Source organism: Collinsella sp. BIOML-A6 (genome assembly GCF_009875845.1).
Taxonomy (GTDB): Bacteria; Actinomycetota; Coriobacteriia; order Coriobacteriales; family Coriobacteriaceae; genus Collinsella; species Collinsella aerofaciens_H.
This window is the reverse complement of record NZ_WWSL01000011.1, coordinates 1-14,757: the sequence shown is the minus strand read 5'-3', so window position 1 is coordinate 14,757 and position 14,757 is coordinate 1. Positions and strand designations below refer to the sequence as shown.

11 protein-coding genes are annotated in these 14,757 nt (G+C 59.5%); 3 read left to right on the top strand and 8 right to left on the bottom strand.

The features are described 5' to 3' along the window. Positions 1 to 77: 77 nt before the first annotated feature. The 3 genes from GT495_RS04980 to GT495_RS04970 form a co-directional block, all read right to left on the bottom strand. A complete protein-coding gene (locus GT495_RS04980) occupies positions 78 to 635 on the bottom strand; it encodes a hypothetical protein (protein ID WP_161161805.1) in 558 nt (185 codons plus the stop codon). 122 nt (positions 636 to 757) lie between these two features. Beyond that, positions 758 to 1,786: a hypothetical protein gene (locus GT495_RS04975; protein ID WP_161162678.1), complete on the bottom strand. Its 1,029-nt coding sequence runs from the start codon at positions 1,784 to 1,786 to the stop codon at positions 758 to 760. 469 nt (positions 1,787 to 2,255) lie between these two features. After that, entirely contained in the window at positions 2,256 to 5,156 is a 2,901-nt protein-coding gene (locus tag GT495_RS04970) for an ATP-dependent helicase (RefSeq protein ID WP_161161807.1), read from the bottom strand. 274 nt (positions 5,157 to 5,430) lie between these two features. On the opposite strand from GT495_RS04970, the gene GT495_RS04965 reads away from it, so the two are divergent. Then, positions 5,431 to 6,426 (top strand): C-terminal binding protein, encoded by a 996-nt coding sequence (locus tag GT495_RS04965; protein ID WP_161161808.1) that lies wholly within the window; start codon positions 5,431 to 5,433, stop codon positions 6,424 to 6,426. Positions 6,427 to 6,908: 482 nt separating this feature from the next. Here the strand turns inward: GT495_RS04965 and GT495_RS04960 are convergent, their stop codons facing one another. Next, complete coding sequence (locus GT495_RS04960; protein ID WP_161161809.1) at positions 6,909 to 7,883, bottom strand: undecaprenyl-diphosphate phosphatase; 975 nt, start codon at positions 7,881 to 7,883, stop codon at positions 6,909 to 6,911. Positions 7,884 to 8,130: 247 nt separating this feature from the next. Between GT495_RS04960 and GT495_RS04955 the strand changes: the two genes are divergently transcribed. After that, entirely contained in the window at positions 8,131 to 8,568 is a 438-nt protein-coding gene (locus GT495_RS04955; protein ID WP_006235921.1) for a universal stress protein, read from the top strand. A 295-nt stretch (positions 8,569 to 8,863) separates the two neighbouring features. Here GT495_RS04955 and GT495_RS04950 read toward each other — a convergent pair whose 3' ends face one another. The 4 genes from GT495_RS04950 to purH form a co-directional block, all read right to left on the bottom strand. Then, positions 8,864 to 9,907: a sensor histidine kinase gene (locus GT495_RS04950; protein ID WP_161161810.1), complete on the bottom strand. Its 1,044-nt coding sequence runs from the start codon at positions 9,905 to 9,907 to the stop codon at positions 8,864 to 8,866. Between the two features lie 9 nt (positions 9,908 to 9,916). Then, entirely contained in the window at positions 9,917 to 10,588 is a 672-nt protein-coding gene (locus tag GT495_RS04945) for a response regulator transcription factor (RefSeq protein ID WP_152077307.1), read from the bottom strand. Between the two features lie 179 nt (positions 10,589 to 10,767). Then, on the bottom strand, positions 10,768 to 11,475 hold the full coding sequence (locus tag GT495_RS04940; protein ID WP_240128108.1) for a hypothetical protein: 708 nt from the start codon (positions 11,473 to 11,475) through the stop codon (positions 10,768 to 10,770). Positions 11,476 to 11,721: 246 nt separating this feature from the next. After that, positions 11,722 to 13,329: a bifunctional phosphoribosylaminoimidazolecarboxamide formyltransferase/IMP cyclohydrolase gene (gene purH, locus GT495_RS04935; RefSeq protein WP_161161812.1), complete on the bottom strand. Its 1,608-nt coding sequence runs from the start codon at positions 13,327 to 13,329 to the stop codon at positions 11,722 to 11,724. Positions 13,330 to 13,606: 277 nt separating this feature from the next. Between purH and GT495_RS04930 the strand changes: the two genes are divergently transcribed. Then, positions 13,607 to 14,248, top strand: a complete 642-nt coding sequence (locus GT495_RS04930) for a GNAT family N-acetyltransferase (protein ID WP_161161813.1) — start codon at positions 13,607 to 13,609, stop codon at positions 14,246 to 14,248. Positions 14,249 to 14,757: the final 509 nt, after the last annotated feature.

Here is a 14,757-nt window from a genome sequence, read left to right as displayed (position 1 = left end):
TGCCTATAGGTAGACCTTTTCGAGAAACGATAACGTGTCCTGAAGCCGCGCCCTTTCCTTACGGTTGGTCTGCCGATTTACATACGAAGCAAAGTCCGTAAAAAAACCTCCGCATCAACCCTCATTTGCCCCGTTAGCTCCAAACGCGCCGAAGGCGACAACAAGTCAGCAAGTCGAGCAACATCCGAACGGTGCTTCCGCCGATCAATGTTGTTGCAACGACGTCCCTCTTCATAACTTCTGTTGATATCAATGTGCGCACGCATCTTAAGGGGAATGATATGGAGTGCATCGAGCAACGTAATGCCCTCTACGTTCGTTGCGTTATCGCGAATAAATTCGTAGTAGCCATCGTCGAGAATAATTGCCGAGAGACTTGATACGGCCCCGTCAAAGGAAAGAGGAGCTACCTCGCTCGTTTCATCTTCGAGCACAAAATCAGGATGTTGGGCAAATAGCTCAATTTGGCCGGGATAGTCTAGGACTTGCCTTGATCCTTCGGACAAATAGAACCGATAGTAAGTGCACTTTCCATCGCCGACCTTTCCAGTCTCATATCCGGCAGCTTTGATAAATGCCCACAATGCAGTGGCAAATTCAACGCCTTCCCCATCAACAATTACGACGACATCCAAGTCTTCAGTAGCTCTAAACGAATCGCCCTCATTGTCAAACAGAACGCTGCAGGCTCCCCCGCCAATAAGGACGTAACCGCCTTAACAGCCGCTCATGGCATCGGCAAATCGCTCTATTCCCCTCACTTTTGACATATCGTCCTCCTGAGCTGTTCGACCGCATCGAGCAGACGGTCATCTTTGTAATCCGCTTTTGCGCAGGCAACGTATAAGGAGAACGGGTCGACACATTGCAAACCCGTCACGTCAAAACTAACATCGGACGGCTCGTCCACGGGATACGACCAGACCTCAATCTCGATAGCAGCCGGTTCGTACCACTGGGCCTCCAACCATCTGTCGCCCATGTGCTCTTTTAAGACCTCTAGCTGATACTTTTCGAGAGCAATGGTTGGAGCAGAGTCTTCATGAGCAAGGTCGGACATATAGCTAAGGGCAGACACACCGGAAAGCAGCGCATCAACGCCACGTAGCTCTGTTCTCTCGATAACCTTCTTGAGCCGGATTCGCTCTAAAACTGGCGTGCGAAGATAATCCTCAAACCCATCCAGCAACGACTCAGTCGACAACCCGGCGTCGCACAATATACGCTTTTTGCCGTCCCGCATAATCAACCCAGGAGCTATAGCGGCGATTTCCGAAAGATAGCCGCTGACGCTTGCCGCGCTTTTGCCACACAGACGCGCTAGGTCGCCGGCGGAGCAGTCAACCCATCGTCCCGCGATGAGATTTAGGACGATTCGTTGAGATTGGGGCGAAAGCGGAGCAGCGGGAGAAGCACCCAGCACCTCACCGGAAATAACGGCTCCGATAAACGGCAGAAACGCATTTCGCTCATCTCGGATATATGCGATCCCCTCCGAAGAAAGCGCGCGCATAAAGCCTAAATCCATAGCGTCCCAGCAAATTGCCACCGGGCGAGCATCTATCTTGCGCACTGCATTGGCGAGATTTCGCGCCGAAATGACACTGGGCGGTTCTTTTGGTTCCGCAACAATGAAACGGCCTTGCTCAGACATGCCGAGCCGTGCTAAGCGAAGCGAATAGCGCTCGAGATACATGCGAGGAATCTGTATCTCAACTGGCTCCGGGTCGATGGCGAGCTCTAAAGAGAAGAGCCTTTTTGGGAGACAATTTAGCAGCATATCCAATCACCATTTTCATTTCAGTTATATTTTAGTATCTATCTAAAATTATACTGAATCGTATAAAACGCTCAATCCCCAAAGTCATAAGAAACAATCCGAAACGTAATAAGGGGCTCTCCCGACCATGTACGGAAGAGCCCCTACTCGTATCTATCTATCAGCCCACCCGGCTCTCCAGATCAAAAAGCGAACGAGCAGAGCAACGTTCGCAAGCTACAAGCTAAAACGCCACAAGGAAGAGGGCGCGCCGGGGGCGTTGGTCGATCGCGAGTTCCGCACGAGCCGGAGAGCACTTAATGTGCTCTCCGTGCGAGCAGGACTGTCCGAGCAGGCGGCCAAAGCCCCCGGCGCGCCCGTCTAGCCAGATGTACGGGTTTTCCAGGTGCGGCAGATCGGCCTGAAAGAGGAGGGCATAGACCTTGAGGTCATGCCCGACGATTGAAGGCCGAGGTGCCGTGCCTGGGAAAGCCGCCTAGGTCAGTTTCACTATAGGTGCAAAACCTTTCATAAGCTTTTTGGTCTGGCCGGTCTTTTCGAATTGGACCTCGATCATGTCTCCGGCGACCGAGATCACAGTGCCCGTGCCAAAGGTCTTGTGGCTCACGGTATCGCCCGCGGCAAAGTCCTGCGATGCGCTGGCGCGATTGACCTTGCGCTCCACCGTCGGCGACACCTTAGACGACGGCTTTTTGGCTCGCGGCGCGCCCGAGCCAAAGGTCGAGGCAACACGGCCGGCATCAGGCGAGACCCCACGATGGCGCTCGGTCCCGTAACTGCCGCCGCCAAAGAAATCGTCAAAGCTCGATCCGCCACGCGAACCGGAACCGCCGGTCGAGCGCGTATACGAACCGAACACCTTGCCGCCGTACATATCCGAGCCCATGCCCGATCCAAAGGTGCCGTGTCGGTCGCCGCGCTTCTCCCAGCCCGTGCCCTCAAAACCGGCAGAACCGATACCGCTAAACTCGATATCCTCAAACGGTATCTCGTTGAGGAAGCGCGAGCGCGGGTTGGCAGAGGTCGAGCCGTAGGTGCGACGCGTTGCCGCATAGGTCAAGAACAGTCGCTTACGGGCGCGCGTGATGGCGACGTAGGCCAGGCGACGCTCCTCCTCGAGCTTACCCGGATCATCGCTGCCGCCAAAGTCGTGCACGTGCGGGAAGATGCCCTCCTCCATGCCGGCCACGAACACCGCCGGGAACTCCAGGCCCTTGGCGGAGTGGATGGTCATCATGGTGATGGCATGCGTCTCGCCGGCCAGGGAATCCAAGTCGGAGCGCAGAGCCAGCCACTCCATGAGTGCCGGCAGCGCCTTGCAGGTGAGCGGACCGTAGGTGCGCTCGATCTCTTCGGCATGCACGGCACCCGCCGGCAGCTCTGTCGGCGCAGCATAGGCGTTGCCCGCAATGGCGGCGGCCAGGGCATCCTGCGGAGACAACGCTGGAGCGGCCAAGCTATCGAGCGGATTGGAGCCCGCGGCGTCACGGGCGCCGACGAGCGCCTCAAACGAGGATGCCGGGGCGGACGGCCCCGGTTCGGGCGCAGGCGCGCTCACCGCGACGGGCTCGGGCTCGACGCCGGCAGGCACGTCGGCGACGCCGGCTGCGCGCAGCTCTTCCAAACTCTCGAGCGTGCCCTCGATATCCTCGTGCGTCTCCTCAAATTCGGCGGCGACGCCCAGGAATTCCTGAATGTTCTCGGCGCGGCTCTCGGACTCCATGGTGCCTTCGGCGCGGAACGCCTGCAGCAGGCCCGTCTTATCGACGATCATCTCGACAACATCCTTGAGTTCGCCGTCCATGCGGCGACCCTCGCGCACCAGCGACACAAAGCTCGACAGGCCATTGCGCACCTTGGCGCTAAACATGCCCGTCTCGGCGCACGCGATCTCGCAGGCCTGGAAGAACGAGCAGCGGTTGTCGCGCGCCAGCTGCTCAATCTTTTGGATCGAGGTGGAGCCGATGCCGCGGCGCGGCGTGTTGATGACGCGCTTGACGCTCATCTCGTCGGCCGGGTTCACGATCATCTTGAGGTAAGCCATGACGTCGCGGATCTCGGCACGGTCGAAGAATCGCGTGCCGCCCACGATCTTGTAGGGCACGCCCGCGCGCAGGAACATATCTTCGAGGATACGCGACTGGGCGTTGGTGCGGTAGAACACGGCAATGTCGTCGTAGCTCGTGCCCTTGGCGTGCAGCTTTTCGATCTCGCCGGCGATCCAGCGACCCTCGTCGCGCTCGTCACTCGCCTGGAAGGCCTGAATCTTCTCGCCATCGCCCTCGGCCGTAAACAGGCGCTTGTCCTTGCGCTGCGAGTTGTGGCGCACCACGGCGTTGGCGGCGCTCAGGATATGGCCCGTGGAGCGGTAGTTCTGCTCCAGCTTAACGGTCTTGCAGTTTTTAAAGTCCTGCTCAAAGTCCAGGATGTTGGTGATGTCGGCGCCACGCCAGCTATAAATGGACTGGTCATCGTCGCCCACGACCATGAGGTTTTGGTACTTGGCGGCCAGCAGGTTGGCGATTTCGTACTGAACGTGGTTGGTGTCCTGATACTCGTCGACGCTAATGTAGCGGAAGCGCTCTTGGTACTTGTCGAGCACCTCGGGGCGGGTGCGCAGCAGCTCGAGCGTGCGTACGAGCAGGTCGTCGAAGTCCATCGCATTGGCGGCGCGCAGGCGGCGCTCCAGCTCCAAGTAGACCTGCGCGGCCTTTTTGTCGTTGGGGCTATCGGCGGATTTGAGCATGTCCTCGGGGCCGATCATAGCGTTTTTGGCCGAGCTGATCTTGCTGCGGATCATATTGATGGGGAACTGCTTTTGCTCGATGCCGAGCGCCTGCATAATATCACGCACCATGCGCTTTGAGTCATCGTCATCGTAGATGGTGAACTGACCGGTGTAGCCCAGCAGGTCGGCGTCCTCGCGCAGCATGCGCACGCACATGGCATGGAAGGTACACACCCACATGCCGCGGGTGCCGCTGGGGATGAGTGCTGCCAGACGCTCGCGCATCTCGGCCGCGGCCTTGTTGGTAAACGTGATGGCAAGAACCTGCCAAGGCTTAACACCCAGGTCGCCGAGCATATGTGCGATGCGGAAGGTCAAGACGCGGGTCTTGCCCGAGCCGGCACCGGCGAGCACCAGCAACGGGCCCTCGGTGGTCAGAACTGCCTCGCGCTGGGCGGGATTAAGGCTGTCAATGTCGACGAACGGCTTGGCGGGCTTGAGTGCCGGCGCGGGAGCGTCGTAGATGTCGAGCGGAACGAGCTCGGGCTCCGGCGCTGCAGGGGCGGTGTATGCATCGAGCGGCACGGGTTCCGGCGCGGGCGGCACGGGTACCGCGGCATTCTTTTCCCAGGGCAAGGGCTGGGTCATGGGCGACTCCTCATCTGACGGACGGCGCGCCTGCGGGCGGCGCCATAGTTTGAGCCGTACCAGTATACCGAGCCGCGCGGACACCGACGTAAATCACACCGCGACTCCGTCCGCCGCCGCCACCCAAGCATCACCAAATAAGTTGCGGTGAAATAGTTCCTGAAACCAGCCTTCTGGCCCCCAAACAGGAACTATTCCACCGCAACTTCGATTGGCTCAGAGGTATAGAATATCTACCATTTCCACCCCGTCCCCAAATGGCAGGAGGGTTGCTGTGAAACATAGGGTGCTCTATTACATGGTCGACGGTTCGACCGAGGCGGGCCAGGCGGCGCTCGACACAATCGAAGGTGGCAATCAGATTAAGCTGGTGGGCTGCGCGCATGAACCCAATGTCTGCCCCACCGCCGAGCAGCTGGCTGGCTGCGAGGGCTTTGTCGGCGAGTTTGGCCCCGTCGATGATGCGTGTGCCGACGCCATGGCCGCCACGGGGATGCGTATCGTTTCGAACATGTCCATCGGCCTGAACCACGTTGCTGTCGACCGCCTTGCCTCACACGGCATCACCGTCACCAACTGCCCCGGGTATTGCTCGGACGACGTCGCTCAGCACGCCATCGCTTTAATGCTTGACCTGATGCGCCAAGTTACGTTCCTCAACCGCGACGTGCGCGACGGCATCTGGAATCCGATGGGTGGCTACATCATGCACCGCACGCAGGGCCGTACACTGGGGCTTGTCTTTTTTGGCAGCATCGCGCGCGCCGTGGCACCCATCGCACAGGCGCTCGGCATGAAGGTGCTGGTGTGGGCACCGACCAAGAGCGCAGAAGAGCTTGCCGCCGCCGGCTGCGTCAAAACGCAGACGCTCGACGAGCTGCTCGGTGCCTCCGATATCGTCAGTCTGCACTGCCCGCTGATTCCCGAGACCGAGAGTCTCATTGGCGAGCGTGAGCTTGCACTTATGAAACCCACGGCGTTTTTGATCAACACGGCCCGCGGACCCATTGTGAATGAGAATGCCTTGGTCGCCGCACTAGACGAGGGCATCGCCAGCGGTGGCACGCGCGGTATCTGCGGCGCCGCACTTGACGTGCTTGCCGACGAAACCGAACCCAACCAGGCCTTGATCGCCCACCCACGCTGCATCGTCACACCCCATTGCGCCTACAGCACGCAGGAGGCCTACGACACCGTCCGTCGCATGTCGTTGCAAGCCGTGGTCGACAAACTCGTCTTTAACCGCAAGCCCCAGCACACCGTTGCCTGAATGCGGTAAAGGGACAGTCCCTTTACCGCATTCGGCATTGCCCTCAAACCGCCACCAACATTTTTCGAGTTGTTCGGCCTTTTCCACTGGCGCCACGCAAGGGTTACTGAAATAACTTGAGCGTTCTTGTCCTATTTTGGGAATATTCTCGCTATTTTACGCATATAGTTCACAGAAGCAAACACTACTGAGAATGTCAATGGTGCCGAGATGGCGTTTTTGGTCAGCGAGAGACCTCCAAGAGACCGCACAACTCAATTTTTGCTGGTGGCCAGGAAGAACAGCCAGCTCATTCGCCCAGATCACCATCTCCCCCTGGGATTGGTGAAAAGGGGTCAAGCTAATCTGCGCCAAGTTGGTGCAAAATTACCTGACCCCTTTTCACCAATCCTTTGACAAAGAGGGCGGCATAGACCTTTTGTCCATGCCGCCCTCTTTGAATGACAGGTTGTCGCTCTGGCCGCCGCGCGGCGTCAACCAAGTTACAGGCCGAGCATAGGCTCCAAAACGAAGAAGTACGCAAGCACCACGATGCCCAGGATGATGCGGTAGACGCCGAAGCACTTGAAGTCGTGACGGCGCACGAAGCCCATAAGCCATTTGATGGCGATAAGCGAAACCACAAAGGCGACGACGCAGCCCACGCCCAGGATGGCGATCTCGTTGGTGCCGAAGGTACCGCCCTTAATAAAGTACTTGACCAGCTTGAGCGCACTTGCGCCAAACATAACGGGAATAGCCAGGAAGAACGTGAACTTAGACGCCACCGAGCGTGTGCAGCCCAGCAGCAGGCCGCCGATGATAGTGGAACCGGAGCGCGATGTGCCCGGAATCAGCGAAAGCACCTGGAAGCAACCGATACCCAGCGCGGTCTTCCAGCTCAGATCCTCGAGCGTAGCGATGGAGCCAAAGTCCAGGCTATCGTCATCGTCTGCAGCGGCAGCCGCAGTGGGCGCGGCAAAATGCGCACCAGCGGGGCGTCCGCCCGCCACCACCGCACGCGAACCAAACGAACCGGCAAGAGCGGCCTGGTCGCGCTTGTTCGCGCGCCAGTTCTCGATCACGATAAACAGCACGCCGTACACAATGAGCGCCAGCGCCACGACGGGAGCATTGTAGAAATGCTCCTCCATCCAGTCGTTGAGCGGCAGACCGATCGCTGCGGCGGGAATGCAGCCGAGCACAATCTTGCCCCACAGCACCCAGGTGTCGCGACGGCCCTCCTTGCCCTTGCTGGGAGAAAACGGGTTAAGGTCATGGAAGAACAGCACACAGACGGCCAGAATGGCGCCGAGCTGAATCACGACCAGGAACATATTCCAGAACGTCTCGCTCACGTTCATCTTGACGAACTCGTCCACCAAGATCATGTGACCGGTCGACGAAACAGGCAGCCATTCGGTGATGCCCTCGACCAGGCCCATGAAGGCAGATTTTAGAAGCTCGATAATATCCAAAGGGACCCCCTCGTTAGACACCCGCCGATATTGTTCTGCGGACGGTGCGGGCGTTGTCCCATTATCAACCGTTCGGGCGCGTCTACGCCTACCCTTACCAAAAAACTCGCCCGTTCACAGAATTGCGAGCGGTCAAACCCAAATCCTTGGGTATAACTGCAACAAGATAAAGTGTCCGGCGGCCAACGCGCCCGCGCCCGCCCGATGCACGAGCCCCGCGCCCGTGCGATAGACCAAGGAGGAAACCATGAACGAGGGCTACACCAAGGTATTTGTTTCACTCGACGGTACTGAGCAGCAGGATTTTGTGCTCGCACGCGCCATCAAGGTCGCCGCGAACAACGGCGCCAAGCTAATCATCGGCCACGTTATCGATTCCACGGCGCTCGAGAGCGCCGGTTCCTATCCGGTCGATCTGGTCAACGGCCTAGAGGAGGCATTTAAGAACTCCATCGCCAAGCAGCTCGAAGAGGCCAAGGCCAATCCCGATATTCCCGAGGTCGAGGTCATGATTCGCGCCGGCCGTATTCGCGAGACGCTCAAGGACGAGATGCTCGACGTGGTTAAGCCCGACCTGGTGCTCTGCGGCGCCCGCGGCCTGTCCTCGATCAAGTATGCGCTGCTGGGTTCGATTTCGACGTTCCTGCTGCGCAACACGGACTGCGACATCTTGGTCGTGAAGTAGCGCTGCTCCCACCGGCCGCGGGGCCTGCGGGGTTTCCACGGGCACGTCCTCGCCGCGTTGCGGCTGCGGGATGTCGGCTTAGATAACCCCTCCCGGCCTTGCACCTTCGTCACCGTACTTCAGCGAGTTGGCTGATAAGAAAGATGGCGTGCCACCCCGATTGGGGCGGCACGTTTTTGTTTGGGGGATCCTTTCGCGCCTCATAGCTATGTTCATGTTCGGGAACATTGCGCCAGTTGCTTCAGCTATATTCCCGAACGTGAACATAGCCCAGAGAAAAACAGCAAGAGCGCGCCTACTCAAAGTACTGGAACTTGTTGGTCGAGAAGGCAAACGTGACGACAAAGCCTTCGCCGGAGTCGGATGCCGCGGTGACGTCGATGCCCATCTTGGAGCACAGACGCGCCACCAGGTAGAGGCCAATGCCCGTTGCGCGCTTGGTGGTGCGACCGTTGTCGCCGGTAAAGCCCTTCTCGAACACGCGGGGCAGATCTGCCGCGCTCACGCCACAGCCGTTGTCGGCAACGATAAGCTCGATGTGCTCGCTTGCCAGGCCCTCGTCCAGCAACGCACCCGAAAACACGATCCTTGCGCCGTCCTCACGCGCATACTTTATGCTGTTCTGAATGAGCTGGCCCAGAATAAACTCGAGCCACTTCTCGTCGGTAAAGACCTCAAAGTCGAGGTTCTCGCACACCGGGGCCACGTGCGCCGCGATGAGCTCACGCGCGTTGGCTTTTATCGCACCCGTCACCAAGGTCTTGAGATCCCAGCGGCGAATCAGGTAGTCGCGCTCCACGACTTCCGAGCGCGCGTAGTACAGCGCCTGGTCGATATAGCGCTCCATACGAGCCAGCTCACGGCCCAGGTCGTCCACGCGCGACAGGTCGTCTTCGCTGCCGTCCAGGTTTTCCAAAATCAGGTGAGCCGCCGCCAGGGGCAGCTTGGCCTCGTGGACCCAGCTCTCGATATAGTCGCGATAGTCATCGGTCTGACGCCGGCCTTCGGCAACCTCGTCGCAGGCAGCTTTGCCCACCCGTCGTAAAACCTCGTACTCGAGCTCGCCCTCGGCATAGGTTGGGCATTGCATCATCTCTTGCACCCACGCGGGGCTCTCCAGCTCCTCGGCCGCGCGCTCCAGCTGACGTAGAAAACGGCGGCGACGCGCGTACTCGATCACAATACCCAGCATGCCAAAGATCAAGGACACGCCGACCGCCACGACCACGATAGAAACGGGTGCGCCGCCGACCGTCAGCACAAAGCAGCTCAGCAGTACGCCGCACGTCCACACGGCGACGGGAAGCAGCGCGTCTTTAAAGAAATTGGCAAACGACATGACCGTCACCTAGACTGAATAGCCCTGGCCGCGGTGCGTGGTCAGATACCCCTTGATACCGATTTTTTCGAGTGTAGTGCGCAGGCGGTTGATGTTGACGGTGAGCGTATTGTCGTCCACGAAGGCATCGGAGTCCCACAGGTCCTGCATGATAGCCGAGCGCGAAACGATCTTGCCCGCGCGGCTCAGAAGCAGCGAGAGGATACGCAGTTCGTTTTTGGTGAGCTCGGTACTGTCGCCGGATGCCGTATTGCTGGCTATGGAGCGGGCGAGATCGAGCTCCAGTCCCTTGTGGACAAGCGTGCTGCGCTCGCCCGCCGTCGCGGTGCGACGCAGCAAGGCATTGATGCGTGCCACGAGCACGCGCGCGCTATAGGGCTTGGAAACGAAATCGTCCGCGCCGAGCGTCATAGCCATGACCTCGTCGATCTCGGTCGTGCGCGACGTGAGGACGATGATGGGGACCTCGGATTCGTGACGGACTTCGTGGCAGATATGCTGGCCGTCCTTGACGGGAAGCGTGAGGTCGAGCAGCACCAGGTCGGGCGCGGCGGCGAGAATATCGCGCGAGACGTGCTCAAACGATTCGCATGCCTCAACCTCAAAACCGGCACGGGCAAGGATATCGGCAAGCTCGCGACGAATGGGCTCGTCGTCCTCAACGATATAGATCAGCGCCATGGATTCCGCTCCCCTCTTGGTTGTCTTGCCACCATTATGGCTGCGAAACCGCAGGTGTGCACCGCGCTCGGTGCCAAGGTGACAGAACTGTTCGCGAGCGCGGGCGTTTTGTCCGCCTCGCACTTGCAGCGGTGGCGGGGACCAAAATGATTCTTTAATCCCCGTCCCAAAAAAATCATTTAGCGGCGGGCGCGGAGCTTTTCGTAGCCTTCGGCGAAGAAGGCGACCGTGGCGGCGTCGGACTCGGCGGCGTCTGTCTCGGCAGCGGGGACCACGCCGTGCTCATCGCTCACTAGGAACAGCGCACCCTTGAGCTGCGCGGGAATGTCTACGCGCGTGACCGGGATGCCCTTGGTCTGGGCCAGCTGCTCGATGAGCGTCGCCGTGCCGCACAGGCACTCGTCAGCCGGCGCCACAAAGGCCAGCTCACCGTTGTTGACGGCGGCGAGCAGCTCGGGCGCCACGCCGGTCTCGTCGGCCTCGGAGCGGGCCTCGGCGGAGCGGGCACGCAGCGCCTTGGCCGACGTGTCGGCCAGCGGCTCGTACTCCCCCACCGTCATGGCGGCATTGCCGTTGATGTCGATCACCAGCATGAGCACGCCGTCGCGGGCGGTGTAGTCGCCCTCGGCTAGCGACCACTCAACGTGCTGCTTGGCCCAGCTGAGCATGTTATGGGTAAGCGGCTCGCCCTGCACAAGACGCTCAGACAGCGCACGAATGTGACGATTGAGCATGGGTACTTTTTTGTTGGACATGCGCCAACGGCAGATGAGCGCGGGCTTGTCGAGCGTGAACTTCTCGACCGCCTCCTGATTGGCGCAAAAATCCTCGTACGCACGCTGATCCTCGGCATTGCCAAACAGCTCGGCATCATCAATCTGGGGCATGGTTGTACCTTTCGTGTTAGTCATTCCGTCCTCTTATACCAAAAAGACGGTCCTCCAAACGGAGCGACCGTCTTTTGCAGAGATTATTTTGACGATATGGTCAGGCGACCGATTAGCTTAATGGGATAGAACAACATCCCATTAAGGGTTTTCCAAGTGCCCGAGATTGCCCCGAAAGAGGAGCGCCGCGTACTAAATGTACGCAAGCGACGGTTTGAGGGCAAGGTCGGGTGCTTGGGAAAGCCTCTAGTGCCTAAAATGCCTGGCCCCCGTGAAGACCATCGCAATGCCGTGCTCATTGCAGGCCTGGATGCTCTCGTCGTCGCGCTTGGAGCCGCCGGGCTGGATGATGCAGGTCACACCATGCTCGGCAAGCACGTCGACGTTGTCGCGGAACGGGAAGAACGCGTCGCTTGCGCAGGCAAAGCCGCCCTTCTCCACGCCCTCGCGTTCGCAGAAGTCCTCGGCGCGCTCGCAGGCAAGCAGTGCAGAGTCAACGCGGTTGGGCTGACCCGGGCCCATGCCAATGCCGGCCTTACCCTTGGAGACCAGGATGGCGTTGGACTTGACGCCCTTGCAGACCTTCCAGGCAAACTCAAGCTCAGCCATCTCGGCGTCGGTGGGCTTGCGGTCGGTGGGGAACGTAAAGGTCGCGGGATCCTCGGTTACGTGGTCGACTTCCTGCACCAGCATGCCGCCGTCGACGGAGCGCAGCTCCACCTGAGCGCCGTGGTCCACGCCGCCGGTAGCCAGCACGCGCAGGTTGGGGCGCTTAGCCATGCGCTCGAGCGCCTCGGCGGTGTAGCTCGGGGCGATAATGACCTCGACGAACTGCTTGTTCTGATCGGCGAAGTGCTCAACCAGCTCATAGGGAACCTCGCGGTTGCAGGCGATGATGCCGCCGAAGGCGCTCTTGGGATCGCAGGCGAAAGCGCGGTCGTAGGCGGCCGTGATACCCTCGGCAACGGCAGAACCGCAGGGGTTCTGGTGCTTGAGGATCACGCAGGCCGGCTCGTCGAACTCGCGGACCAGGTTCCAGGCGGCGTCGGCATCCAGATAGTTGTTGTAGCTGAGCGGCTTGCCCTGGATCTGCTCGGAGCCCACAAGCGGGAACTGCGAGCTCGCGGTGTTCTCGCAGCCCTCGGCAAAGCGATAGACCGTGGCCTTCTGCTGCGGGTTCTCGCCATAGCGCAGGTCGTCGACCTTCTCCAGCGAAACTTCGAGCTTGGCAGAGGTGTCCGCCACGTCGCTTGCCTGGGCGGCAAGCCAACGGGAGATAGCCGTGTCGTAGGCGGCGGTGGTCTGGTAGACCTTCACCTGCAGGCGGCGACGGGTGGAAAGAGTGGTGCAACCGCCGGTCTCGCGCATCTCGGCCAGGACGGCGTCGTAGTCGGCCGGGTCGGAGATGACGGTAACGCTCGCGGCGTTCTTAGCAGCGGAGCGCAGCATGGAGGGGCCACCGATATCGATGTGCTCGATGGCGTCCGCGAAGGTGACCTCGGGGTTAGCGACAGTCTTCTCGAACTCGTACAGGTTGACGACGACCAGGTCGATCAGCTTAATGCCGTGCTGAGCGGCCTCCTGCATGTGCTGCTCGGAATCGCGACGGGCCAGCAGCGCGCCGTGGACCTTGGGGTGCAGGGTCTTAACGCGGCCGTCCATCATCTCGGGATAGCCCGTGAACTCCTCGATGGGGGTTACGGGAACGCCCGCGTCCTCGATGGCACGAGCCGTGCCGCCCGTAGAGATGATCTCGACGCCAAAGTCGTCAACCAGCGTCCGTGCGAAATCGACGACGCCCGTCTTATCGGTAACCGAGATCAACGCGCGTGCGATCTTCACATCAGATCCCATGCAGTCCTCCTGTCTGGTACGCCGCCGTGCTCTGTGAGTCGGTGATACGTCGATCTGCAGCGCTCGCGCAGCGGCATTGAAAATACTGATTCAATGTAGCGCATCGAGCGCATCGATGCACCCCGCAACGGGCGCATGTGCAGAAAAAGCTCGCGAGCGGGGGTTGCAGGTGTGCCACTGGGCACGGTGAGTTGATGGAACACAGGGGCACCATAATTAGATGCCAACGGCGTGGTAGAACTGTGCTCGATATGCATCCGCAAAAGAAAGAGGCACCATGGTCTCGCGGGTTCTCTACCGACCGTTTGATACCGAAGACTTCGACGCCATCGCGCTGATCTTGCAGCAGCTTTGGCACAACAACTCGGATAACGATGAGTACAACCGCCTCGAAGCCGCGTGCGATCTTGCCTACTGCCTTTCGTCCTCGACGTTTTCGCAGGTTGCGGTGATTGACGGCGAGGCGCTCGGCATTGCGCTTGCGCGTGCAGGACAGAGCTCCGGCGTCACTATCAACGAGCATTGGATGGATACCGAACGCGCGTTGCTGTCGCAGATGCGCGAGCTAGAACCCGAGTCGTGCGCCGAGTATCTCTCGTTTGTGCGCACAACCATCCGAACCAACAACCGCCTGCTCGAGAAAAGCCCACTGCCGCATGACAACGAGGTCACGCTGCTTGCCGTGGATCGCGACGTCCATGGCCTGGGCGTAGGCTCGGTGTTGCTCGATGCCGCGGTCTCGTACCTTTCCTCGCGCGGGGCGACAAGGGCACACCTGTACACCGACTCCAACTGCTCGTGGAAGTTCTACGAGCTGCACGGCTTTAAGCGCACCGCCACGCACCGCGCCAACCGCGAGGAACGCCGCCACGCCATGCCGCGCGAAAGCTTCCTCTATGAGCTCGACCTAACGGCCTAGCCTCAGCAGCCATACCTAGTCGTTGGGGACGTTCTTAAATGACTAGTCGCTGGGGACAGTCTTGGGCAAAACAGTCCTGGACACCCTCGCTGGCGTCGCCCTATAGGGGGTCCGCAAATAGCTGTGGGCAAAAAACACCAAATATGAGTACTGTCACCTTTTTAGTAGCAGCGATTAGGGGCATTTTTGATGCTTGTAGGCATGACGGCCAGCTGCACGAGCTAACGTAGCTCCCCAAATGTTCAATAAAATGGGCTCCTAACGAGAGGTATTCTCATTAGGAGCCCATTATTATGTGCAAATATATGTGACCAACACAGCAACAGTACTCATATTTGCCATTTTTTGGCCACTGCCCCTTGCGCGAAGGTCCGCAGCAGAAAGCTTGCCCCGTTTCGATGCATAAAAATGGGATGGATCTTCTCAGGCAACCCTTGATTATCAACTTTATCCGAACACCTCCCACATTCATCCGCACATGTGCGGATGAATGTGGGAACCCGATACCT

What these genes read in the sequence shown, in the direction of transcription:
- purH (WP_161161812.1), bottom strand. Translation starts at nt 13,329, where the DNA reads ATGGGATCTGATGTGAAGATCGCACGCGCGTTGATCTCGGTTACCGAT.
- GT495_RS04940 (WP_240128108.1), bottom strand. Translation starts at nt 11,475, where the DNA reads ATGCCCCAGATTGATGATGCCGAGCTGTTTGGCAATGCCGAGGATCAG.
- GT495_RS04955 (WP_006235921.1), top strand. Translation starts at nt 8,131, where the DNA reads ATGAACGAGGGCTACACCAAGGTATTTGTTTCACTCGACGGTACTGAG.
- GT495_RS04930 (WP_161161813.1), top strand. Translation starts at nt 13,607, where the DNA reads ATGGTCTCGCGGGTTCTCTACCGACCGTTTGATACCGAAGACTTCGAC.
- GT495_RS04945 (WP_152077307.1), bottom strand. Translation starts at nt 10,588, where the DNA reads ATGGCGCTGATCTATATCGTTGAGGACGACGAGCCCATTCGTCGCGAG.
- GT495_RS04970 (WP_161161807.1), bottom strand. Translation starts at nt 5,156, where the DNA reads ATGACCCAGCCCTTGCCCTGGGAAAAGAATGCCGCGGTACCCGTGCCG.
- GT495_RS04950 (WP_161161810.1), bottom strand. Translation starts at nt 9,907, where the DNA reads ATGTCGTTTGCCAATTTCTTTAAAGACGCGCTGCTTCCCGTCGCCGTG.